Annotated in this window: 24 protein-coding genes; 15 read left to right on the forward strand and 9 right to left on the reverse strand. The window is 63.3% G+C overall.

From position 1 onward, the window contains the following. The first annotated feature begins 144 nt into the window (after positions 1-144). The 5 genes from gcvT to ABC729_RS11530 all read left to right on the forward strand — a co-directional run bounded on the left by gcvT (position 145) and on the right by ABC729_RS11530 (position 5572). Positions 145-1263 (forward strand): glycine cleavage system aminomethyltransferase GcvT, encoded by a 1119-nt coding sequence (gcvT, locus tag ABC729_RS11510; RefSeq protein ID WP_495607712.1) that lies wholly within the window; start codon positions 145-147, stop codon positions 1261-1263. Positions 1264-1303: 40 nt separating this feature from the next. Further along, on the forward strand, positions 1304-1675 hold the full coding sequence (gene gcvH, locus ABC729_RS11515; protein ID WP_495607713.1) for a glycine cleavage system protein GcvH: 372 nt from the start codon (positions 1304-1306) through the stop codon (positions 1673-1675). After that, on the forward strand, positions 1675-3021 hold the full coding sequence (gcvPA, locus tag ABC729_RS11520) for an aminomethyl-transferring glycine dehydrogenase subunit GcvPA (RefSeq protein WP_495607714.1): 1347 nt from the start codon (positions 1675-1677) through the stop codon (positions 3019-3021). Before gcvH ends, gcvPA begins: the two co-directional genes overlap by 1 nt. A gap of 5 nt (positions 3022-3026) precedes the next feature. After that, on the forward strand, positions 3027-4601 hold the full coding sequence (gene gcvPB / locus ABC729_RS11525) for an aminomethyl-transferring glycine dehydrogenase subunit GcvPB (protein ID WP_495608671.1): 1575 nt from the start codon (positions 3027-3029) through the stop codon (positions 4599-4601). 140 nt (positions 4602-4741) lie between these two features. Further along, positions 4742-5572, forward strand: coding sequence for a substrate-binding periplasmic protein (locus ABC729_RS11530; protein WP_495607715.1), 831 nt, complete (start codon positions 4742-4744; stop codon positions 5570-5572). Positions 5573-5596: 24 nt separating this feature from the next. Here the strand turns inward: ABC729_RS11530 and ABC729_RS11535 are convergent, their stop codons facing one another. Next, positions 5597-6133: a hypothetical protein gene (locus ABC729_RS11535; RefSeq protein ID WP_495607716.1), complete on the reverse strand. Its 537-nt coding sequence runs from the start codon at positions 6131-6133 to the stop codon at positions 5597-5599. A 475-nt stretch (positions 6134-6608) separates the two neighbouring features. On the opposite strand from ABC729_RS11535, the gene ABC729_RS11540 reads away from it, so the two are divergent. Together ABC729_RS11540 and ABC729_RS11545 are read left to right on the forward strand one after the other, a co-directional pair. Beyond that, positions 6609-7163: a class I SAM-dependent methyltransferase gene (locus ABC729_RS11540; protein WP_495607717.1), complete on the forward strand. Its 555-nt coding sequence runs from the start codon at positions 6609-6611 to the stop codon at positions 7161-7163. Positions 7164-7176: 13 nt separating this feature from the next. Next, positions 7177-8334 carry an aminotransferase gene (locus ABC729_RS11545; RefSeq protein ID WP_495607718.1) on the forward strand — a complete coding sequence of 386 codons (1158 nt, stop codon included), beginning with the start codon at positions 7177-7179 and terminating at the stop codon, positions 8332-8334. 4 nt (positions 8335-8338) lie between these two features. Here ABC729_RS11545 and ABC729_RS11550 read toward each other — a convergent pair whose 3' ends face one another. The 4 genes from ABC729_RS11550 to ABC729_RS11565 are packed head-to-tail and all read right to left on the reverse strand — an operon-like array spanning position 8339 to position 10633. Then, a complete protein-coding gene (locus ABC729_RS11550; RefSeq protein WP_495607719.1) occupies positions 8339-8947 on the reverse strand; it encodes a histidine phosphatase family protein in 609 nt (202 codons plus the stop codon). A gap of 10 nt (positions 8948-8957) precedes the next feature. After that, the gene (gene hemF, locus ABC729_RS11555) at positions 8958-9857 is read right to left on the reverse strand and encodes an oxygen-dependent coproporphyrinogen oxidase (RefSeq protein ID WP_495607720.1); all 900 of its coding nucleotides are present in this window, start codon (positions 9855-9857) and stop codon (positions 8958-8960) included. A gap of 38 nt (positions 9858-9895) precedes the next feature. Continuing rightward, positions 9896-10381 carry a tRNA (cytidine(34)-2'-O)-methyltransferase gene (locus ABC729_RS11560; RefSeq protein ID WP_495607721.1) on the reverse strand — a complete coding sequence of 162 codons (486 nt, stop codon included), beginning with the start codon at positions 10379-10381 and terminating at the stop codon, positions 9896-9898. Positions 10382-10390: 9 nt separating this feature from the next. Continuing rightward, positions 10391-10633 carry a hypothetical protein gene (locus ABC729_RS11565; protein ID WP_495607722.1) on the reverse strand — a complete coding sequence of 81 codons (243 nt, stop codon included), beginning with the start codon at positions 10631-10633 and terminating at the stop codon, positions 10391-10393. Between the two features lie 255 nt (positions 10634-10888). Here ABC729_RS11565 and rpmB point away from each other — a divergent pair, with 255 nt between their 5' ends. The 6 genes from rpmB to ABC729_RS11595 all read left to right on the forward strand — a co-directional run bounded on the left by rpmB (position 10889) and on the right by ABC729_RS11595 (position 16091). Then, positions 10889-11185, forward strand: coding sequence for a 50S ribosomal protein L28 (rpmB, locus tag ABC729_RS11570; RefSeq protein WP_054166970.1), 297 nt, complete (start codon positions 10889-10891; stop codon positions 11183-11185). A 134-nt stretch (positions 11186-11319) separates the two neighbouring features. Further along, positions 11320-12102 (forward strand): queuosine precursor transporter, encoded by a 783-nt coding sequence (locus ABC729_RS11575; protein WP_495607723.1) that lies wholly within the window; start codon positions 11320-11322, stop codon positions 12100-12102. Between the two features lie 93 nt (positions 12103-12195). Continuing rightward, positions 12196-13284, forward strand: coding sequence for an endonuclease NucS domain-containing protein (locus ABC729_RS11580; protein WP_495607724.1), 1089 nt, complete (start codon positions 12196-12198; stop codon positions 13282-13284). An 88-nt stretch (positions 13285-13372) separates the two neighbouring features. Further along, complete coding sequence (locus ABC729_RS11585; RefSeq protein ID WP_495607725.1) at positions 13373-13582, forward strand: addiction module protein; 210 nt, start codon at positions 13373-13375, stop codon at positions 13580-13582. 398 nt (positions 13583-13980) lie between these two features. Next, positions 13981-15198 carry a tRNA guanosine(34) transglycosylase Tgt gene (tgt, locus tag ABC729_RS11590; RefSeq protein ID WP_495607726.1) on the forward strand — a complete coding sequence of 406 codons (1218 nt, stop codon included), beginning with the start codon at positions 13981-13983 and terminating at the stop codon, positions 15196-15198. Further along, positions 15195-16091, forward strand: coding sequence for a diguanylate cyclase (locus tag ABC729_RS11595; protein ID WP_495607727.1), 897 nt, complete (start codon positions 15195-15197; stop codon positions 16089-16091). Before tgt ends, ABC729_RS11595 begins: the two co-directional genes overlap by 4 nt. 7 nt (positions 16092-16098) lie before the next feature. Here ABC729_RS11595 and ABC729_RS11600 read toward each other — a convergent pair whose 3' ends face one another. From ABC729_RS11600 to ABC729_RS11615, 4 genes are all read right to left on the reverse strand, one after another. Then, positions 16099-16677 (reverse strand): hypothetical protein, encoded by a 579-nt coding sequence (locus ABC729_RS11600; protein WP_495607728.1) that lies wholly within the window; start codon positions 16675-16677, stop codon positions 16099-16101. A 132-nt stretch (positions 16678-16809) separates the two neighbouring features. Beyond that, positions 16810-17238: a flagellar basal body rod protein FlgC gene (locus tag ABC729_RS11605; RefSeq protein ID WP_495607729.1), complete on the reverse strand. Its 429-nt coding sequence runs from the start codon at positions 17236-17238 to the stop codon at positions 16810-16812. 163 nt (positions 17239-17401) lie between these two features. Beyond that, positions 17402-18100 (reverse strand): TorF family putative porin, encoded by a 699-nt coding sequence (locus tag ABC729_RS11610; RefSeq protein WP_495607730.1) that lies wholly within the window; start codon positions 18098-18100, stop codon positions 17402-17404. A gap of 287 nt (positions 18101-18387) precedes the next feature. Then, positions 18388-19515 (reverse strand): type III PLP-dependent enzyme, encoded by a 1128-nt coding sequence (locus tag ABC729_RS11615; RefSeq protein WP_495607731.1) that lies wholly within the window; start codon positions 19513-19515, stop codon positions 18388-18390. A 743-nt stretch (positions 19516-20258) separates the two neighbouring features. Between ABC729_RS11615 and ccmA the strand changes: the two genes are divergently transcribed. After that, a complete protein-coding gene (ccmA, locus tag ABC729_RS11620; protein WP_495607732.1) occupies positions 20259-20972 on the forward strand; it encodes a heme ABC exporter ATP-binding protein CcmA in 714 nt (237 codons plus the stop codon). Further along, on the forward strand, positions 20969-21634 hold the full coding sequence (gene ccmB / locus ABC729_RS11625) for a heme exporter protein CcmB (protein WP_495607733.1): 666 nt from the start codon (positions 20969-20971) through the stop codon (positions 21632-21634). The genes ccmA and ccmB overlap by 4 nt, the downstream gene beginning before the upstream one ends. Positions 21635-21783 lie beyond the last annotated feature (149 nt).

Consider the following 21783-nt stretch of genomic DNA (forward strand, 5'->3'; position numbering starts at 1 on the left):
TTCACCGGGCCGACAGCCCACCGACGGAGTAAGTGGACGCCGAATGGCGACGCGAATCTCTCAGGGGCCAGGACAGAGGGGGGCAACCGCCGCGGGGACGATCCCCGTGACGGGTGAAACCTGTCCTGATGGGAGTGCCCCACCTTGGGTGACACCAGCCTGCTGCGCACGCCGCTTTATGACCTTCATGTGGAATTGGGCGCCAAGATGGTGCCGTTCGCCGGCTACGACATGCCGGTGCAGTATCCGCTGGGCGTGCTGAAGGAACATCTGCATACGCGCGCCCGCGCCGGCCTGTTCGATGTGTCCCATATGGGGCAGGTCCGTCTGCGGGGTGCCAGCATCGACGCCGTCATCCAGGCGCTGGAAGCGCTGGTGCCGGGCGATATCGCCGCCCTGGCGCCGGGCCGCATCCGCTACACCATGTTCACCAATGATGAAGCCGGCATCCTGGATGACCTGATGGTCACCCGGTTCGAGGATCACCTGTATGTGGTGATCAATGCCGGCTGCAAAGCGGACGACTTGGCGCATCTGAAGACCAAGCTGTCGACCGATATCAGCCTGGAATATCTGGGCGATGATGCCGGCCTTCTGGCGCTGCAAGGCCCGGAGGCCGCATCCGTCATGGCCCGCCTGCTGCCGGAAGCGGCCAGCATGAGTTTTATGAGTGCGCGCACTGCCGTGATCGACGACATCGCCGTGCAGATCAGCCGGTCGGGTTACACCGGCGAGGACGGGTACGAAATCAGCGTGGGTGCCACCGATGCTGAAAGGCTGGCCCGCCTGATCCTGGCCCAAGAGGGCGTCGAGGCCATCGGTCTGGGGGCGCGCGATTCGCTGCGTCTGGAGGCTGGCCTCTGCCTTTACGGCCATGACATTGACACGACCACCAGCCCGATTGAAGCCGCCCTGAACTGGACCATTTCCAAGCGCCGCCGCACGGAAGGCGGCTTCCCCGGTGCTGCCGTGGTGCAGGCGCAACTGGCCAGCGGCCCTTCCCGCCGCCGAGTGGGCATCCTGCCGGAAGGCAAGGCCCCCGCCCGCGAACATACCGAAATCCAGGACCTGTCCGGCAACCGCATCGGGGAAATCACCAGCGGCGGCTTCGGCCCCACCGTCGGCGGCCCGGTCGCCATGGGCTATGTCGATGCCGGTTCCGCCGCCGTCGGGACCCCGGTCCAGTTGATCGTGCGCGGCAAGGCGCTGCCGGCCAAGGTGGCCGCACTGCCCTTTGCGCCGCACCGTTATTTCAAGGGCTGAGCCCTCTCCCTCACGTTACCTCCAATCGAAAGACCGACCCATGACCATCCGTTTCACCAAGGACCATGAGTGGATCAAGCTGGACGGCGGCATCGCCACCGTCGGCATCACCGACTATGCCCAGAATGCGCTGGGCGATGTGGTGTTCGTCGAGGTGCCGGATGCCGGCAAGGTGCTGGAGCAGGGCAAGGACGCCGCCGTGGTCGAATCGGTGAAGGCCGCTTCGGAAATCTATGCCCCCGTCGATGGTACGGTTCTGGAGGGCAATGGGGCCCTGGGTGACGATCCCTCGCTGGTCAACACCGCACCGGAGACCGATGGCTGGTTCTTCAAGATGTCCATCAAGGACATGGCGCAGTTCGAGGCGCTGATGGACGAGGCCGCCTACAAGTCCTTCACCGAGGGGCTGTGATGCGTTACCTGCCGCTGACCAATGCCGACCGTTCATCCATGCTGGCCACCATCGGGGTGGACAGTGTGGATGCCCTGTTCCGTGACGTTCCCGACCATGCCAAGCTGCCGGGAAAGATCGCGGGCCTGCCCGACCATATGGGTGAGCTGGCGGTGGAACGCCACCTATCGCGCCTGGCCGCCAAGAATGTCACGGCGTCGTCCGTGCCGTTCTTTGTCGGGGCCGGTGCCTACAAGCACCATGTCCCCGCCTCGGTCGATCAGATGCTGCTGCGCGGTGAGTTCCTGACCAGCTATACGCCGTATCAGCCGGAAGTGACCCAGGGCACTTTGCAGTACCTGTTTGAATTCCAGACGCAGGTGGCGCTGCTGACCGGCATGGATGTGGCCAACGCCTCCATGTATGACGGGGCGACGGGTACGGCCGAAGCCGTCCTGATGGCAGCCCGCGTGAACAAGCGCAACAAGGTCATCCTGTCCGGCGGCCTGCACCCGCATTACCGCGAGGTGGTGGAAACCACCTGTGGCGTCATGGGCATGGATATCCGCGCCCAGGCCCCGGATTGGAAGAATGCTGAGGATCTGGCCGCATTGCTGGACACAGAGACCTCCTGCGTCGTGGTTCAGACCCCGTCGCTGTTCGGCCATCTGCGCGACTTCACCGCGCTCTGCGATGCCGCCCACGCCAAGGGCGTGATGGTCATCGTGGTAGTGACGGAGGTTGTGTCGCTGGGCCTGCTGCCCTCCCCCGGTTCCATGGGGGCCGACATCGTGGTCTGCGAAGGCCAGTCGATCGGCAATGGCCTGAATTTCGGCGGGCCTTATGTGGGCCTGTTCGCCACACGCGACAAGTATGTGCGCCAGATGCCGGGCCGCCTGTGCGGTCAGACGGTGGATGCTGATGGCAAGCGCGGTTTCGTGCTGACCCTGTCGACGCGTGAGCAGCATATCCGCCGCGAAAAGGCGACGTCGAACATCTGCACCAACTCCGGCCTCTGCGCGCTGGCCTTCACCATCCACCTGTCGCTGTTGGGCGAACAGGGGCTGGTGCAGTTGGCCCGCATCAACCACGCCAATGCCGTGACGCTGGCTGACAAGCTGTCCGCCGTGAAGGGCGTCAGCGTCGTCAATGACGGGTTCTTCAACGAGTTCACGGTGAAGCTGCCCAAGAAAGCGGCCAAGGTCGTGTCCAAGCTGGCGGCGAAGGACATCCTGGCCGGCGTACCGGTCAGCCGCCTTTATCCGGATGTGGAAGGGCTGGATGATCTGCTGCTGATCGCCGCGACGGAGATCAACAGCGTGGAAGATATGGACGCGCTGGTGCGCGGCCTGGAGGAGGTTCTCTGATGGCCATGAACAGCCAGGGTCGCGACAGCACCCCCCATTCCGTGTCCGTCACAGGTGACCTTGTCACCTTCACCGGCAACAAGGCGCTGCAGCAGGAAGAAGCGCTGATCTTCGAACTGGACAATCCGGGTGCCGTGGGCGTTGACCTGCCGGAACCGGTGACGACCACAACCCGCCTGGGCGGCCTGTCCCCCCGCGCCGGTGTCGGCCTGCCGCAACTGGCGGAGCCGGACGTGGTGCGCCATTACACGCGTCTGAGCCAAAAGAACTTTGCCATCGACACGACCATGTACCCGCTGGGGTCGTGCACGATGAAGCATAACCCGCGCCTGAACGAGAAGATGGCCCGTCTGCCGGGCTTCGGCGACATCCACCCTATGCAGCCGGTCGAAACCGTGCAGGGTGCGCTGGAACTGATCGATCAGCTAGCGCATTGGCTGAAGACCCTGACCGGCATGCCCGCCGTTGCCATGTCGCCGGGGGCCGGTGCCCATGGCGAACTGTGCGGTCTGATGGCCATCCATGCGGCCCTGGATGCGCGGGGCGAAAGCCATCGCCGCCGCGTGCTGGTGCCCGAGTCTGCCCATGGCACCAATCCGGCCACCGCCGCCTTCTGCGGCTTCACCGTGGACACCATCCCGGCGGAAGAAAATGGCCGCGTCAGCGTGGAGGCCGTGAAGGCCAAGCTGGGCGATGATGTCGCCTGCATCATGCTGACCAACCCCAATACCTGCGGCCTGTTTGAACCGCAGATCCGGGAAATCGCCGATGCCGTGCATGCGGCGGGCGGCTATTTCTACTGCGACGGCGCGAACTACAACGCCATCGTCGGACGCGTGCGCCCCGCCGACCTGGGCGTGGACGCCATGCATATCAATCTGCACAAGACCTTCTCCACCCCCCATGGCGGTGGCGGTCCGGGTTCCGGCCCGGTGGTCTTGTCGGATGCCCTGGCCCCCTTCGCCCCCCTGCCCTTCGTGGTGCATGGTAAGGATGGGTTCGACCTGATCGAACATGCCAAGGATGCCGGCGATGCCAAACCGTTTGGCCGTCTGAAGGGCTTCCATGGCCAGATGGGCATGTTCGTCCGCGCGCTGGCCTACATGCTGTCGCACGGGGCGGACGGGTTGCGTCAGGTGGCATCGGACGCCGTCCTGAACGCCAACTACGTGCTGGCCAGCCTGAAGGATGTGATGTCGGCATCGTTCGAGGGGCCATGCATGCATGAGGCGCTGTTCGATGATCGCTTCCTGAAGGGTACCGGCGTCACGCCGCTGGACTTCGCCAAGGCGATGATCGACGAGGGCTATCACCCGATGACCATGTATTTCCCACTGGTCGTCCATGGTGCCCTGCTGATCGAACCGACGGAGACGGAAAGCAAGCGCACCCTGGATCAGTTCATCGGCACCATGCGGCACCTGGCGGAAAAGGCCAAGGCCGGCGACTTGGCCCATTTCCAGGCCGCCCCCCGCCTGACCCCGCGCAAGCGCCTGGATGAAACCCAGGCCGCCCGCAAGCCGGTGCTGCGCTGGGTGAAGCCCGCGGCACAGGCTGTGGTGGCGCAGGCGGCAGAGTAATCCTGTTGCACGAAATGGCCGCCGGAAACCCCAAAGGGAATCTGGCGGCCGTTTTTGTGTTGCCTTTGTTTCATACCCTTGAAGTCATCGCGTGATTTGTGGCGCGGGCCAGCGTATATTCTGTGCCCATGCGCTTTTCCTTGCCGCGCCTTGCGCGCCCCTTGCCGGTCTTTGCCGCACTCCTGGCCCTGTTGGCCGGGACGGGTGACACGCATGCCCGCGACCTGACACCGGCTGAACGGGAACGGCCCATCATCATCGCATCCGACCCCTGGTGCCCCTATGCCTGTGATCCCGATGCGGACGGGCGCGAGGGGTATATGGTCGATATGACTCGTGAGATTTTTGAAGGACTTGGCTTCAAGGTCGAATACCGGGTCGTCAATTTCGCCATGATGAAACGCATGGCCAAGGATGGCAGCGCCACGGCGCTGCCCGGTGTTGCCTCCACCATGGATGGGGCGGCCCTGCTGCCGGCCATTGCCCAGGGCAATTCCGCCAACGCCGTTGTCATGGCCCGCACCCAAAGCTTCAATTTTGCCAAGCCTGAGGATTTCGAGCGGTTTCGCCTGGGTGTGATCAAGGATTACGACTATGGCGGTACCTTACAGGAGTATGTTGATAAGAATATCCAGAACCCGGACCGGATTGTCGTTTTGAGCGGGTTTGGCTATTCGCATCTGGTGCAGGGGCTGCGCCTGCTGTCGGCCGGGCGCATCGACATGCTGCTGGACGATCATAATGTGCTGCGCTGGCAGGTACGGCGCATGGGCATGCAGCAGCAGATGGTGACCCAATCCCTGAAGGATGATGCCGACCTGTTTGTCGGCTTCTCCCAGAACGATCCCCGCGCCCCCGAACTGGCCCGCATCATGGCGGAGGGGACGCGTCGCCTGCGCGACAATGGCCGCCTAGCCGCCATCATGCGCAATTACGGGCTGGAGGAGCAAGCGGCCCTGCTCAGCAACTGACCGTTCCGCCCCACACAATCGATATCAGGCCTTGGCCTTGGCAGAGTTACAGCGCATATGCGCTATTTGCAGCGTGTCGGCGTGGAATTCCCGCTCGACCAGTTTCCTTACGTCGTTCTTCTGAAGCTGGTCGAGGTCACCGACATCCGCTGATCCGAACGTATCTTCGACCTTCTCCTTGATGCCGCGCAGCCTTTCGATCCAATCCGGGCTGTCATGATCAATGGGCGGCCGGGTTTCATGCCACTTCCCACTCCGGGACTGCCATTCTTCCTTGCCATTGCCGTTGAGGGCGATGACACCGCCGCAAAGGGCGCAAATCAAGTCCGTCCCCCTCATCTGGGTCGCCTTGATCCGTTCATAGGTCCCGGCCTCCCAAGCCGGGCGCGTATAGGGCCAAGGCTCCAGTGTTCCGGGCGGCTGGTAGGCGTAATCCTCCCCCCCAACCTTGACCACCTCCAACGGCCGCGTGTCGCCCAGACTATTCAGGGCGTTACCAATGATCTCGTCATATTTCGTGTCGGAATAATCCTTTTTTGGACCGCCTCGGGTCTTCATCATCTGGATTGCAGCGCTGCCGACAGCGGCGGCGGGCCGATGGGCCACGGCCTGCGGTCTGGAGCCGGGTGGCAGTGGGTTGGCCGCCTTGGCCTGGACAGGATGAACAACCCCGAAACGCGTCGGTGGCGGGGCCAACGGCAGGGCCCCCTTGTCAACCGTCCGTGCTGGCTTCGCCTGAACCGAGGCGGCCGGGCCAAATGTGGTCGGCGGCGGCGGTGGTGCTCCGGGGTGCGGCAGCGGCCCTTGGGTCGGCTTTGGTTGGGCGACGGCCATGAAACGCGTGGGGGGAGGGCGATGGTGCTTTGTCATGTCCACACACCAAATACAACTATTGGACGATCATTATCATGTCTGCCTTCGATGAGGCCAGCGGGCAAGCAGGCCGTCGTCGATTTCCATCGCCATGATGCCTCATCCTTCACTACCCTCTCCCGCAGCGCGGCGATGGAACGGGCGGGCGGGGATGACACAGGAAATGCCTTTGGTGCTACATGTCGGTTGCGGCGTGACGGACCCAGCCAAGCTGCCGGAACAGTTCTTCACGCCCGGACAATGGCGCGAGCTGCGCTATGATATCGATCCCGAGGTGCAACCGGATATCGTCGGCACCATCACGGACATGAGCCGGATCGGCACCGCGTCGGTGGATGCCGTCTGGTCCTCGCACAATGTCGAACATCTTTATCCGCATGAGGTGCCTGTCGCGCTGGCGGAATTCCGGCGCGTGCTGAAGCCGGGAGCCTTCGCCTTGATCACCCTGCCGGACCTCCAGCAGGTGGCTGAACTGGTGGCCCAGGGACAGTTGGAGGAACCAGCCTATCTGTCGCCCGCTGGTCCCATCGCGCCGATCGACATGATCTTCGGCTGGCGCCTGCCCCTGGCCAGTGGCAATCAGCACATGGCGCACCGCACCGGTTTCGTGCAGAACAGCCTGAAGAAAGCCATGGATGATGCGGGCTTTGTCGGTACCCAGGTGATCCGCGACGGACAGTTCGGGCTCTGGGCCAAGGGTTACGCCCCCATCCCCTGACACGGACGTGACGATGAAAGCGGGTAACGGCACCTTTTCCGCCCTGGGCACCACGATATTCGAGGTAATGTCTAGGCTGGCCGATCAGCATAAGGCCATCAATCTGGGGCAGGGCTTCCCCGACGGCAACGGCCCACCCGATATCGTGGCCGCCGCCGCTGGCTACCTGACCGACGGCTGGAACCAGTATCCGCCCATGCCGGGCCTGCCAGCGCTACGCCAGGCGCTGGCCACGCACAATGCCCGCTTCTATGGGCTGGATGTTGACTGGGCAACCGAGACGCTGGTGACCAGCGGGGCGACGGAGGCGCTGGCCGCCTGTCTGTTCGGCCTGTTGGAGCCGGGGGACGAAGTGGTCCTGTTCCAGCCGCTTTATGACAGCTACGCCCCCATCATCCGTCGCGCCGGGGCCATTCCACGATTCGTCACCATGAAGGCACCGGACTGGACCTTCGCCGAGGCTGATCTGGACGCGGTGTTCAGCGATAAGACCAAGCTGGTCCTGATCAACAATCCGCAGAACCCGGCCGGCAAGGTCTGGACCCTGGACGAACTGACCCTGCTGTCCCATTACGTCATCCGCCATGATGCCATGGCCCTGTGTGACGAGGTCTATGAGCATCTGGTGTTTGACGGACGGCGGCATATCCCGCTGATGACCCTGCCCGGCATGCGCGACCGCACCTTGCGCATCGGGTCGGCGGGCAAGACCTTTTCCCTGACCGGGTGGAAGGTCGGTTATGTCACCGGCCCGGCCCCGCTGCTGGCCCCCATCATCAAGGCGCATCAGTTCCTGACCTTCACCACCCCGCCGAACCTTCAGCATGCGGTGGCACTGGGCCTGAACAAGGATGACGCCTATTTCACGGGCCTGGCCGACGACATGGCGCGGCGGCGCGATCTTCTGTCGGCGGGCCTGCGGGCGGCGGGGTTGGTCGTGCTGCCCTGCGCGGGGACCTATTTCCTGACCGTCGATCTGGCCGCCAGCGGCATCGCCATGGATGACCGCGCCTTCTGCCAGCATCTAACCGAGAAGGTCGGCGTGGCCGCCATTCCGATCAGCGCCTTCTTTGAGGTGGACGCCCCCACCCATCTGGCCCGCTTCTGCTTCTGCAAGCGCGACGAGGTGCTGGAGGAGGCGATCCGGCGGCTGGCGGCGGGGATCATCTGACCCCTTACGCCAATTCTTCTACCCCGTCCCGTGACAGGCGGAAAACGCGGTCCTGCGGCACGGGCAGGCGGCAGGCGGTTTCCTGATCCTGACCGGCATAATGGGCGCGCAGGATGCGACCGCTCATCCCATGGGAAATGGCGATGGTGGGGCGGTCAACCTCGGTGACAAAGCCCAGCAGCCGTTCGCGCACGCCCTCATATCGTTCCCCATTGGGGGCATGGAACTGCCAGCCATGGGGGCCATGATCGGCCAGCCAGGGGTTGGCCGCCTCAATCTCCGCCCGCGTCATGCCCTCCCAATCGCCGAACGACACTTCGGCAAGGCGTGCATCCAAGGTGACGGGCAGGTCCAGATGGCGATTGATGATGCGCGTCGTCTCCTGCGTGCGACCCAGGGGGCTTGATACCAGCCGCACCACGTCGCGCCAGTTGGGGATATCCGCCATCAGGCGCTTCAGGATGGTGCCCACCTGATCAGCCTGGGCACGGCCCCGTTCCGTCAGGTCGCTGTCCATCTGCCCCTGGCAGCGGGCGGCCACGTTCCAATGGGTTTGGCCGTGTCGGACCAGCAGGATGGGATGGCCGGCGATGACCCGTTGTTCAAGCATCATGTCCATAGGTTTACGGCCACTTCACTTCCGGCGGCATGGACATCAGAATGGCCTCGATATTGCCGCCGGTTTTCAGCCCGAACAGGGTGCCGCGGTCATGCAGCAGGTTGAATTCGACATAGCGGCCCCGGCGGATCAACTGGTGATCGCGCTGGGCCTCGTTCCATTCCTGGTGCATGCGCCGCGCCACGATGCGGGGATAGACATCCAGGAAGGCCTGACCCACGGCGCGGGTAAAGGCAAAGTCATCCGCCCAGTCGCCACTGTCCAGCTGATCATAGAAAATGCCGCCGACGCCGCGCGGTTCATTACGATGGGGTAGGAAGAAGTAGCGGTCGCACCATTCTTTGTACTTGGCATAGTAATCATCACCATGCGCGTCGCACGCCCCCTTCAGGGCGGCGTGAAAATCGGCCTTATCCTCTTCCGTCTGCACCCCTTCCAGGAACATGGGCGTCAGATCGGCCCCACCGCCGAACCAGTTCTGGCTGGTCACCAGCATGCGGGTATTCATATGCACCGCCGGCACCAGCGGGCTGCGCATATGGGCCACCAGGGAGATGCCGCTGGCCCAGAAATGCCCATCCTCGCCAGCACCCGTGATCGATCCCCGGAATTCAGGGGAGAAGGTGCCATGAACCGTGGAGACATTCACCCCCACCTTCTCAAACACCCGGCCCTTCATTACGCTCATGACGCCGCCACCGCCTTCGCCGCCATCATGGTTGGGACGGTCCCAGGCCTTACGTTCGAATCGCCCGGCGGGCAGGCCGGCATGCGGGCCGCTGGCCAGTTCATCCTCCAACCGCTCAAAGGCGGCGCAGATACGGTCGCGCAGGCTTTCGAACCAGGCTTTCGCCTGGGCTTGACGATCGGCCAGGATATCGGACGGCGGCAGGGGTGTCGGCATGGGCAGGTCCGGGAGACAGAGGCACAGGTCGTAACGGTTTAACCGTTCCCGCCCCCGCTGGAAATGATTGTTTGGGCGTCCGGGGTGTCAACCTGCCTTAACACTTCGCCCAGCACCATCGCCGCCGCGATGGCGATGTTCAACGACCGGGTACCCGGCCTCATCGGGATCAGCACGCGCAGGTCGGCGGCGTCATGCACATCATCGGGCACGCCCGCACTTTCCCGGCCCAGCAGCAGGATATCATCCGGGTGATAGGCAACCTGTGTATAGGGCACGGCGGCGCGCGTGGTCAGCAGGATCAGCCGCCCGCGCCGCTGTGCCTGGAACGCGGCCCAGCTGACATGGCGGGTGACGTCGGCATGGTCGGCATAATCCATGACAGAGCGCTTCATGCGCTTGTCATCCAGGATGAAGCCGCACGGCTCGATAATGTCCAGCCCGACGCCGGTGCAGGCACCCAGACGCATCAGGGTTCCGGCATTCTGGGGAATGTCGGGCTGGTAAAGGGCAAGGCGGGGCAAGATGTGAACTTAGGTCAGCACATCCAGGAACATGCCGCGGCGATACCGGGCCGGCAGGCGCAGCATGCCATCCACGATCAGGGCCGCCAGTTCCTTGGCGTTGGGCCAGCGGTTGCCGGGACGCCCCATGGGGATGGGCCGCCCGCCGGGGCCGGAAATGGGCAGGACGCCACGCCGCCCGCCACCCTCAATAACGCTGCCGCCCAGGCCCGTGGGGCCGGCGGACGTGGGGTTCATGCGTGTATCGACCATGGGATGGCGTCCAAGCTGGAAAAGACCATTTGCATCCTATAAGGAATGGGGGCTGTGCGGAAGGGGGGACCGCCGCTGCCGCATGGCGGAAATGCTGATCTTCGCCCCTGCCCTTGGGCTTGACTCTGTCCCCCCCTCGTTTATCAACGCGGCTTCGTTGGTTGGGGGAAACCCTGACCGGCAAGGTCTTTTTCGTCTTAGGTGCGCCCCGGTTCTGGTTCCGTGGCCGCCAGCAGCAAGAGAATAGGTGCTTCCATGTCCCGCAAGTGCGCCGTGACCGGCAAGGGTGTGCAGACCGGTAACAACGTCTCCCACGCCAACAACAAGTCCCGCCGGCGCTTCCTGCCGAACCTGCAGGAAACCTCGCTGATGTCCGACGCGCTGGGCCGCATGGTCCGTCTGCGCCTGTCGACCAACGGCATCCGCACCATCGAACACAAGGGTGGCCTGGACGCCGCTCTGCTGGATATCGCTGACGCCAAGCTGGACGTGGATGCCCGCAAGGTGAAGAAGCAGATCCAGAAGGTCCTGGCCGCCAAGACCGCCGCCTGATCGGCATCTGTCGGTTCCAGTATCGCTGCTGACGGTATCGTCGGCCCCGCGAGACACCCTGTCGGGTCGTTTCGCGGGGCCGCTGCCGTTTGTGGTTCTGTGCTTTCTTCCGCCCGCCTTTCGGGACCGTGTCCATGTCGCTGTCACCCGCCGATCTGATCGCTTTTCTGAACGCCGTGCCGCCAGAGGCGCTGCTGCTGTGTCAGGCCCTGTTCTGCTTTGGCACGATATTGCTGATGGTACGGCTGTTCGGGGCACCGGGCCTGTATCTCTACATCGCCACCGCCGTGATCGCGGCGAATGTGGAGGTGTTGAAGGCGGTGCAGTTCGGCTTCTATGACCATCCGGTCGCCATGGGTACGGTGCTGTTCGGATCGACATATCTCGCTACCGACATATTGACCGAACATTATGGGCGGGACGCGGCGCGCAAGGCGGTGTTTCTGTCCTTTGCAGCCTATCTTCTGTTCACCCTGTTCATGGTCATCACGCTCGGCTATCGCCCCATGACACCGGAACAGGCGGGTGCCGACATGGCATGGGCCCTGCCCATGCAGGACCATATCGCCGCTATCTTCACCCCCGCCCCAGCCCTGTTCGCAGCCGGCATGACGGCCTATCTGACCAGCCAGTTGTTCGACGTCTGGGTCTATCAGCGCATCCGGGGTGCCACCGGCCACCGGCACCTGTGGCTGCGCAATAATGGCAGCACGATGCTGTCCTCCCTGGTCGACAACGTGATCTTCTCCGTCCTGGCCTGGGTTGTCTTCGCGCCTGAGCCGGTCGGCTGGGACGCGCTGTTCTATACCTATATCCTGGGCACCTATGGCATGCGGGTGGCGCTGTCGATCCTCGACACGCCGTTCATGTACCTGTCCCGGCGCATGGTGCGGCGGGTGGATGGGGTGGCGGTATGAGGTTGATCGCCAGCCGCGAAATGCGGGATTGTCTATTCCGGTCTACGCGTGTTGATAATATCAGCCGACTGATCAAGGGACACGCCTGCACCGATGACAATTCACCACGCTATCTGGGCCGTCGGCCATCCGCCGGTGTCTCTTGCCCGGGCAAGGCTTCCCAGTGAGAAGACGCTGGAGGAGATGATTGTCGCAGCCCCGGAAATCCTGTCGGATTCCTGGATGCTGATCGGGCGGCAGGCAAAAACAAGCCATGGCGGCATCATCGACCTGCTGGCCATCGCACCCGATGGCACGCTGGTCCTGATCGAATTGAAGCGGGATAAGACACCTTGGACGGTGATCGCCCAGGCGCTTGACTATGCGACTTGGGTGGAGAATCTGGAACCGCAGGATATTGCTGCGATCTACAGCCGGTTCTCCGGTGGGCGAAGCCTATCAGACGATTTTCGTGCGCGTTTTGGCGGAACGCTCAATGAAGAGACGTTGAACCGCGCGCATGAGATCGTTGTTGTAACCGCCGAACTGGACGCCAGTTCGGAGCGGATTGTGACCTACTTGGCCGATCGCGGGATCGCGATCAATGTGCTTTGTTTCCAGGTATTCACCTTTGATGGCCAGCAGCTTCTCAGCCGAGTGTGGCTGAAAGATCATGTTGATCCGCCTTTGGAAAAGAAATCGGAGACGGGCGGGGGCCCCGAGCCTTGGAACGGCGAGTTCTACGCCTCCTTCGGCGTTGGCCCCAGTCGATCCTGGGAGGAGGCCGTGCGCTATGGCTTCATCAGTGCCGGCGGGGCCAGTTGGTACAGCAAGACGCTGGGGCTGCTCAAACCCCGCGACCGCATATGGGTAAAATCGCCGGATCATGGCTTTGTTGGCGTCGGCATCGTCACCGGCTCAGCTGAGCCGGCGGCGGATTTCAAGCTAAGGAACGACATAGGCGAGCAGGTGCTTGCCCTGGATATTTTGAAGGGGGGCGACTATCACCGCGCCTTCGCCGATGATCCGGACCGATGCGAATGGTTCGTCTCTGTAGATTGGCTTGCCACCGTTCCGTTGCACCAGGCGGTCCGGGAGATTGGCCTTTTCGGTAATCAGAATACCGTCTGCCGCCCAACCACACCAAAGTGGCGGACGACTGTGGAATATCTGAAAGCCCGATTTGCCATAGTGGACGGCTAGCCGTATTCGGGGGGAAAGAGAACCCCTTCCCCCTCAGGGCAAAAGCCGCCATTCTCCTCTGGATGGCTTGCAGCGAAGGACAAGACCCATGTCAGTGATCGACATGAAACGGCTCTCCGCCCAGCAAAAGCTCGACCTGATCGCCGAGCTGTGTGACAGCCTGGACGCAGCGGATGTTCCGCTTTCACCGGCCTGGAAGGCCGAGTTGGAGCGACGGAATGCCGATTTTGAAGAAATGCGCGGTCAGGCTGAGCCATGGGAGCAGGTGCGAGCAGCACTCCAGGCTGACCGGATCTGATGTTGCGTGTCCTAGTCCTGCCGCCAGCGCGGGCAGAAATGGATGCGGCTCGTCGCTGGTACGATCAGCAGGTGGACGGGCTGGGGGCGCGCTTCTCACTGAGGTTGATCACCTGATCCGCCGTCTTGCCGAAAATCCACGGGCGTTCCCGGTTAGTCATGCGGGATTGCGGCGGGCGCTTCTGCGGCGCTTCCCTTACGCCCAGTTCTTTCGGATCGAACCGGACGCCGTCTATATTCTGGCCTGTGCCCATAACCACCGCGATGCGGCCACGTGGCCCCGCTGATCGCGTTTGCCGCTTCCTGCCTGCTATTCGCGGGCAGCCCCTGTACAAGTGCGACCGACTCCCCCATACCCAGGGGCTTAAACTCCAGCGATACTGTACGGTTGTTCACACCATGGCCATCTCCTACCCCGGTTTTTCCTTCGACATCACGCATCGCGATCCGGCGGGCAGCAAGGCGCGCATTGGCACGCTGTCCACGCCGCATGGGGCCATCCAGACGCCGAATTTCATTTTCTGCGGCACCAAGGCGGCCATCAAAGGGCTGACGACGGAGCAGATGCGGGAGGAGAAGACCGACATCATCCTGGCCAATACCTATCATCTGATGATCCAGCCGGGGGCCGATCTGGTGGCCAAGTTGGGTGGGCTGCATAAGATGATGAACTGGCACGGGCCGATGCTGACCGACAGCGGCGGGTACCAGATCTTTGCCATGGGCCATGGGTCGGTGGCGGATGAGGTGAAGGGGCGGCGCACCACGACGCGTGAGAAGACCCTGTTGAAGATCACCGAGGAGGGGGCGACCTTCCGATCCTATACCAACGGGGAAAAGCTGTTCCTGACGCCGGAAAAGTCCATCGACATTCAGCGCAAGCTGGGCCCCGATTTCGTGGTGCAGTTGGATGAATGCACGCCCTTCCATGTGGACCGCAAATATACCGCGCGGTCGATGAAGATGTCCCACCGCTGGGGCGACCGGTCGTTGACCGCGTTCAAGGAATTTGGCGGCATCTCGGCCAACGGCATGCCGCAGGCCATGTATGGCATTGTCCAGGGCGGGGTCTATCCCGACCTGCGCAAGGAGAGTGCGGAGATCGTCGCGAACCAGGATTTCTTTGCCACCGCTGTCGGCGGCTGCCTGGGGGCCACGCGCGAGCAGATGCATGATGTGGTGGGCATGGCCATGGCGCATGTTCATCCCACCCGGCCTGTCCATCTTCTGGGCATTGGCGGCATTGTCGATATTTTTGAGGGCGTGGCCCTGGGCATCGACACGTTCGACTGTGTCAGCCCGACGCGAATCGCCCGCCATGGCTGGGCCCTGGCACCGGGCGTGAAGGGCGAGCGGCTGAACATGCGCAATGCGCGGTTCAAGGATGATGACAGCCCCATCGATGCCGAATGCGGTTGCTTTGCCTGCCGCACGGCCAGCCGTGGCTATATCCACCATCTGTTGAAGGCGGAGGAGATGCTGGGCATGCAGTTGCTGACGATGCACAATGTCCACACCATGAACCGTCTGATGCGCGATATCCGTGCGGCCATCATCACCGGCACCCTGGCCGAAGCGCGGCGCAAATGGGTGTGGCAGCCGGGGGACAGTGAATGACCACGCCGGTCGGCGGCAGCAACGCATCCGCCATCGTGGCCGGCCTGTCCGGCGTGGTGGATGAGCATCTGCGCTGGCTGACGCAATGGCACAAGGCGGCCCTGTTCACGCGCGACAGCGGCCTGTCGGGACCGGACGCCGCACCGGAACCCAAGGGCTTCGCCGCTTGGGTGACGCGGGTGAAGCATGGCAGCGTGGCGCACCAACCGGCCTTTGACCGGCTGGTGCAGCTACATGATCAGTTGCACCGCATGGGCCGCCTGACCCTGATGCGCGCGGCGGAGGGGGATGTACCGGATTACGCCACCTATCAGGCTGTGCTGGATAAGTTTGAAGAGTTCATCCAGCAATGCCGGCGCATCGAACGCGCCCTGTCGGTGGCGGGCAGCGGCATTGACCCGCTGACGGGCCTGCGCAACCGTACAGGACTGGCCGACGAGGTATCTCGCGAACTGGCGCGTTTTGCCCGCACGGGGCAGCCCTTCTGTGTGGCGCTGTGCGATCTGGATAAGTTCAAATCGGTCAATGACACCTATGGGCATGAGGCGGGCGACCGCGTGCTGGTGGCGGCGTCCGGTTGCCTGACGCGTGGCATCCGGGCGATTGACGAGGCCTTCCGTATGGGGGGCGAGGAAATCCTGATCCTGCTGAAAGAAACCCATCTGGCCGAGGCGCTGGTGGTGCTGGAGAGGCTACGCGCCGATCTGGCCGCCACGCCGGTACAGCTGGCCGATGGGCAGGTGCTGCACGTCACAGCCAGCTTTGGTGCGGCGGAGGTGACGGGGGAGATCAGCGTGGATGCCCTGGTCGACCGCGCCGATCAGGCGCTGTACGCCGCCAAACATGGCGGGCGCAACCGGGTGGAGGCGTGGCGCGAACCGGCCACGCCCTGACGGCCCGTCACTGCAACACGATCACCGGAAACATGTTGGCGCGGATGGACTTGTCCAGTTCGACGTCCAGATCGCCAGCCAGATCACGGACCAGATCAGTCATGGTCTTTTCCCGTTGTGCCAGGGTCACATCCTCGGCCACCGTGGTGGAGCGGGCGACGGCGCCGGAGACACCGCCGGAGAAGCCGCGCGAGGTGCCCTCCACCAATATCTCGACCTGAAGCTTGCCTTCATATTTCTGCGACTGATCCTTGGTGAACCAGCCCTTGATGCCCTTGGTGCGGTCCAGTTCGATCTCCTTGACCGACGCATCCCTGATGATCACCCGTGCCTTGCCCTGCGGCCCCCCGGCCTTCAGGCGGGAGGAAACCCAGAGACGGACGGCATCCGACGGGGTCAGCGGCAATTCATGATCGATATTCGGTGGGGCCATCGGGGCTGCATAGGCGCTTTCGACCTCGATGCTGGCGACATCCAGCACAATCGGCTCGCGGCTTGAGAAATCCACGATGGATTGGGCGGCGGCAGGCAGGGAGGCCAGCAAAGGGGCGGCCAGGGCGAGCGTCAGCAGCGAACGGCGCAGCATGATGGGTTCCTGTTATAGGTGCCAGACGGCGCGGAAGGACAGCATCGCCCAACGCCATGGCGGTTTCATGGCGCGCATCCTGCCTTTCCGGTGGGCAGCGGGCAAGTGTGCAGCGCCGAACGGCGGGGCGGGTCAGGCCAGCGCGTCGATGGCGCTACGCTCCAACTCATCCTGGGCGCGGATGGTAGCCAGATTAGCCTGAAAGGCGCGGAGCGAGGAGATCTGGTCCACCCGTTCGGTCACGGGATCGACATTGGGGGCCGCCACCAGCCCCTGCTCGTTCGCATCCGTGCTGTCGGGTTGATATTCGGGGATATAGGCAGGTGTGGTGGGCCGGGCCACCACGCGCGTCCCCTGCCCCTGACCATTGGGGCCGGTTACCGCCGTCTGGCTGACGCTCTGCGACTGAAAGGCCGGGGTCTGGCCGGGCTGCACGCTGCCATCCGCCGCCGGGATGGCGCCCGTGTTGCGTTGGTTGGCGACGTTGTTGGCGCTGTTGGCCAGACGCTGCGTCTGCGCCAGCGCGCCGGACAGGGCCGTACCGATGCTGCCGATGGACATGGTTGCACCTTTCTCCCCTGCCCCCATCTTCGCCCCGAACGTCCCGATGGGCAAGTGACGGAAAGCATAGGTCCCCCAAAAAGCAACGGCCGGCCCCGGAGAATGGGACCGGCCGCGCTTGGACCACTTTGGCTTGATCAGGCGGGATAAGGCCCGCCTGTTATCAGAACGCGTAGGTCAGGGTCGCAACGAAGCGGCTGTCGCCCAGCGGGCCGGCACCCTTCACGTCGGTGTCGGTGTACTTCAGGTCCAGCACGAACGGCTCGAACTTGACGGCGATACCAGCCTGATAATCCTGGTAGTCGGTGCCGTTATCCAGCTCGTTGAAGCCGATGGCGCCATAGACGGACACGGTGTCGGTGACGGCAACGGAGGTGCCGCCCGCGAAGTACCAGGCATCGCCACCAGCAGCGCCGAAGAATTCCGGCGAGTAGTACAGCTTACCGGTCAGCGTGACCTTGTCGATGGCATAGGCCAGATCTAGGCCTGCCTCGAAATAGTCGAACTCAGCGGAGCCGTCAGCGCCCGGATAGGTGTAGTAATAAGCGCCGACCGTATAAGTCAGGTTATCGACGCTGTTCGTGTAACCGGCGATCAGGTCGACCTCGATATCGGCGTCGGAGCCCAGATCGACGTTCGAGCCCCAGGCGGACACGAAGAAGCCGCTCTCGTGGCTGGCGGTCAGGCCGGCCTGGAAAGCCGGATCGCTGTCGGTCTGGCTGTAGCCGCGGAAGACATAGTCGCTGGTCAGCGCAGCGGTGCCGGAGAAGGTGAACGGGGCGTCTTCAGCCTGCGCGGCAGCAGCGCCGCCCAGCATGGCGAGGGCGATCGCGGTGGAGGCGAGGAACTTCGAGAAACGCATGAACCACTCCATTATGAGGCATTTATGATTGGGTCCCTCCCCCTTTCAGCAAATCTGATGCCAGAACGGGGTGGGCGGTGATTTCACGAGGATTATGGGAGTTTCCAGCCGGATCGCCTAGAACCCGTGCATGCTGCTGTGCAACATTGCTCGCAGGTGTTGCAAAAAAAATACGCAGTGTTTCAAATGATGCACAAAAATCCATCAACTGGCCACAAAAATGCCACAAGCCGCCCTTTTGGGGCGGCTTGCGTCAGGAACCCTACCCGTCCGGGACGGAACAGAGATCAGATGTAGTAGGCCTTCAGCGGCGAGAAGCCGTTGAAATTCACAGCCGAATAGGTGGTGGTGTAAGCACCGGTCGCCATGATCGTCACCTTGTCGCCGATCTTCAGCGAGGTCGGCAGACGATATTCCGCCTTTTCATACAGCACATCGGCGCTGTCGCAGGTGGGGCCGGCCAGGATGACCGCTTCGGCGGGACCGTCGCGCTCAGTCTGGATCGGGTACTGGATGGCCTCGTCCATGGTCTCGGCCAGACCGCCGAACTTGCCGATATCCAGATAGACCCAGCGCTTGTCATCATTGGCCGACTTGCGAGAGATCAGCACCACTTCCGACTGGATGATGCCGGCATTGCCCACCATGCCGCGGCCCGGCTCGATGATGGTTTCCGGCAGACGGTTGCCGAAATGACGGCGCAGGCTGTCATTGATGGCCTCGCCATAGGCCTGGCTTGTGGGCACGTCCTTCAGGTAACGGGTGGGGAAACCGCCGCCCATATTGACCATGGACAACAGAACGCCCTGCTCCTCGCAACCCTTGAAGATGGCGGCGGCGGTGGAGAGTGCAATGTCCCACTGCTTCAGGTCGCGCTGCTGGCTGCCGACATGGAAAGACACGCCATAGGGGCGGACATTCATCTTCGACGCCTGGATCAGCAGGTCGCGGGCCATTTCCGGCTCGCACCCGAACTTGCGCGACAGCGGCCAGTCGGCGCCCTCGCCCGAGGTCAGGATACGGCAGAAGACGCGGGCACCCGGCGCATGCTCGGCGATCTTCTCCAGCTCTTCGATGCTGTCGAAGGCGAAAAGATCGATGCCCAGCCCGTGCGCGATGCGGATATCGCCGGCCTTCTTGATGGTGTTGCCGAACGAAATGCGGTCCGGGGTGGCACCGGCTTCCAGGCAATACTGGATTTCCGGGACGGACGCGGTGTCGAAGCAGGAGCCGTTCTCCACCAGCAGGCGCAGAATCTCCGGTGCCGGATTGGCCTTCACGGCATAGAAAATGCGGCTGTCGGGCATGGCGGTCGCCAGCTTGCCGTAATTCTCGGCAACGACGTCCAGGTCCACGACCAGGCAGGGGGTGGCGGGGGTCTGTTCAGCGAAGAATCGGGCGATCTTCTCGGTCATCGTTGACTCCGAGGCGGCATGAAGCGGGGGATGTATAGGGGTGAAATGGCTTTTGCCGGACCCGATACGGGTCCGGTTCCGCCCAAGCGTGCCGCGAAACGCAGCCGGCCCAGGCGGGTCAGATACTGGTCATGACGCCAGGAAGGATCGACGCGCCGATATCCGACGCCCGAGCAGAAGCAAAAGACAAGGAGAGCGCAACCGGCCCCCCGACAACAACAACATCCATCGTAGCCTCCAATTCGCCGCCTTGTTTAAGGGACGGACGAGGATACGCTTTACGTCGTTGCATAACCCCACCGGGTTGACGGCTCCGTCCAGTCTTGAAAACGACCATTGGACGGGTGTGGGGGCCATAGGCACGTGCGCTGCGATAAGCGGCTATATAGGGCCGAAGCCCCAACGGTGAAAGCGGTTTTTTGTTTCGGGATCGTGAAATTGCGCATAGGTCGGGTGCCCTGCGCACAAATCACATTTTCGCCACTTTCAGGTCCGACTTTGGTCATGCGGGACTTCCATCTTGCACCTGGGATTGCTGAGGCGACTTGAGACACCCCGCCCCGGCAGACAATTCCAGGCCCCCATTTGGAATGTCGGCCCGCACCGCCGATCCTGCCCCGGATCGGCACCATTTCACGGCCACCGCACCAGCCCCCGCGGTGGCCGTTTCTTTATCCGGAATCTCTATGCTTCGACCTGCGCTTTCTGGCATTTTGGCGCCAGCCAGCCAGGAGCCTTATTCCGTGACACAGGGTCAGACCCCATCCACCGACCAGGGCCTTGCCGCCCACCGCCTGACCTGTCTGCGTGGTGAGCGTGTGGTGTTCGCCGATCTCGACTTCACCCTGTCGCCGGGCGGGGCGCTGATTCTGGTGGGACCGAACGGCAGCGGCAAATCCAGCCTTCTGCGCCTGCTGGCCGGCTTGTCGCGGCCTTTTTCCGGTGCTTTGACCTGGAATGGCGGCGATATTGCCCGCGACCCGGACGCCCACCGCGCGCGTCTGCGCTATGCCGGACATCAGGATGCAGTGAAGCCGACCCTGACGGCCCTGGAAAATCTGACAGTCTGGGCCGGGCTGGATGGACTGGCCGACCCGGAGGACCGGGCCGAACGCGCGCTGGCAGCCCTTGCCATGGATCATGTCGCCGACATGCCAGGCCGATACCTGTCCGCCGGACAGAGGAAGCGTGTCAATCTGGCCCGGCTGGCGCTGGCCCCGGCGAGCATCGCACCGCTCTGGCTGCTGGATGAACCGGCAACCGCACTTGACCGCGACTCGATTGACCGGCTGGCCGCCCTGATCGCCGCCCACCGGCGGGCCGGCGGCATGGTGGTGCTGTCCACCCACAGCGACATGGATGTCGCCAATGCCGCCACCCTTAACCTGGCCGATTTCGGTGCCACAGCGGATGATGAGGACGAGAGCGAGGACGAGGCGGCGGGAGTGCCCGCATGAGCGGTTTCCTGCGGCTGCTGCGCCGTGATCTGCGTCTGGCCCTGCGCCAGGGGGCGGACGCGGCCATGGCGGTGCTGTTCTTTGTCCTGTGCGTGATCATGTTCCCGTTCGGCATCGGACCGGAACCGGGTGTGCTGGCGCGGATCGCACCGGGCGTCATCCTTGTGGCGGCCCTGCTGGCCTCGCTCCTGTCGCTGGACCGGTTGTTCCAGGCCGATCATGAGGATGGGTCGCTGGAACTGCTGTCCCTGTCCTCCCTGCCGATGGAGGCGGTGGCCGCGGCCAAGATCCTGGCCCATTGGCTGGTGACCGGCCTGCCGCTGATCCTGGCGGCCCCTTTGTTGGCCCTTTTCCTGAACCTGCCCGGCGATGGTTTCCCGATTCTGCTGGGCACCTTGCTGCTGGTCACCCCCTTGCTCAGCCTGATCGGCGGAATCGGTGCTGCATTGACGCTGGGTGCCCGACGGGGTGGGGTTCTTCTGCCTTTACTTGTGCTTCCGCTGTATATTCCCGCTTTGATCTTTGCAGCCGCCGCTGTCGATTCGGTGCTGACGGGGCAGTCGGCCCGCCCTCATCTGCTGTTACTGTCCGGTCTTCTGGCCGCATCCCTGCCGCTTTCCCCCTGGGGAGCTGCTGCCGCCCTGCGCGCGGCGCTGGAATAGGGGCCGGGAAAGCCAAGGCGCGCATGCTTTTGCGCCTGGATGGTTGCATATCCGTTGGAAGTACATCGTCCGCGATTCCCGGCTTGCCCGAAAGATGTGCATCCCTTAAATTCCTACCACCGGCGTCCAGTGCCGGACCCGCGGGCAAT

The sequence above is a fragment of the Niveispirillum sp. CC-CTL257 genome (assembly GCF_059489915.1).

What these genes read in the sequence shown, in the direction of transcription:
- gcvH (WP_495607713.1), top strand. Translation starts at nt 1,304, where the DNA reads ATGACCATCCGTTTCACCAAGGACCATGAGTGGATCAAGCTGGACGGC.
- gcvPA (WP_495607714.1), top strand. Translation starts at nt 1,675, where the DNA reads ATGCGTTACCTGCCGCTGACCAATGCCGACCGTTCATCCATGCTGGCC.
- gcvPB (WP_495608671.1), top strand. Translation starts at nt 3,027, where the DNA reads ATGAACAGCCAGGGTCGCGACAGCACCCCCCATTCCGTGTCCGTCACA.
- ABC729_RS11535 (WP_495607716.1), bottom strand. Translation starts at nt 6,133, where the DNA reads ATGATGAAGACCCGAGGCGGTCCAAAAAAGGATTATTCCGACACGAAA.
- ABC729_RS11540 (WP_495607717.1), top strand. Translation starts at nt 6,609, where the DNA reads ATGCCTTTGGTGCTACATGTCGGTTGCGGCGTGACGGACCCAGCCAAG.
- ABC729_RS11545 (WP_495607718.1), top strand. Translation starts at nt 7,177, where the DNA reads ATGAAAGCGGGTAACGGCACCTTTTCCGCCCTGGGCACCACGATATTC.
- ABC729_RS11550 (WP_495607719.1), bottom strand. Translation starts at nt 8,947, where the DNA reads ATGATGCTTGAACAACGGGTCATCGCCGGCCATCCCATCCTGCTGGTC.
- hemF (WP_495607720.1), bottom strand. Translation starts at nt 9,857, where the DNA reads ATGCCGACACCCCTGCCGCCGTCCGATATCCTGGCCGATCGTCAAGCC.
- ABC729_RS11565 (WP_495607722.1), bottom strand. Translation starts at nt 10,633, where the DNA reads ATGGTCGATACACGCATGAACCCCACGTCCGCCGGCCCCACGGGCCTG.
- rpmB (WP_054166970.1), top strand. Translation starts at nt 10,889, where the DNA reads ATGTCCCGCAAGTGCGCCGTGACCGGCAAGGGTGTGCAGACCGGTAAC.
- ABC729_RS11575 (WP_495607723.1), top strand. Translation starts at nt 11,320, where the DNA reads ATGTCGCTGTCACCCGCCGATCTGATCGCTTTTCTGAACGCCGTGCCG.
- ABC729_RS11580 (WP_495607724.1), top strand. Translation starts at nt 12,196, where the DNA reads ATGACAATTCACCACGCTATCTGGGCCGTCGGCCATCCGCCGGTGTCT.
- ABC729_RS11585 (WP_495607725.1), top strand. Translation starts at nt 13,373, where the DNA reads ATGTCAGTGATCGACATGAAACGGCTCTCCGCCCAGCAAAAGCTCGAC.
- tgt (WP_495607726.1), top strand. Translation starts at nt 13,981, where the DNA reads ATGGCCATCTCCTACCCCGGTTTTTCCTTCGACATCACGCATCGCGAT.
- ABC729_RS11595 (WP_495607727.1), top strand. Translation starts at nt 15,195, where the DNA reads ATGACCACGCCGGTCGGCGGCAGCAACGCATCCGCCATCGTGGCCGGC.
- ABC729_RS11600 (WP_495607728.1), bottom strand. Translation starts at nt 16,677, where the DNA reads ATGCTGCGCCGTTCGCTGCTGACGCTCGCCCTGGCCGCCCCTTTGCTG.
- ABC729_RS11605 (WP_495607729.1), bottom strand. Translation starts at nt 17,238, where the DNA reads ATGTCCATCGGCAGCATCGGTACGGCCCTGTCCGGCGCGCTGGCGCAG.
- ABC729_RS11610 (WP_495607730.1), bottom strand. Translation starts at nt 18,100, where the DNA reads ATGCGTTTCTCGAAGTTCCTCGCCTCCACCGCGATCGCCCTCGCCATG.
- ABC729_RS11615 (WP_495607731.1), bottom strand. Translation starts at nt 19,515, where the DNA reads ATGACCGAGAAGATCGCCCGATTCTTCGCTGAACAGACCCCCGCCACC.
- ccmB (WP_495607733.1), top strand. Translation starts at nt 20,969, where the DNA reads ATGAGCGGTTTCCTGCGGCTGCTGCGCCGTGATCTGCGTCTGGCCCTG.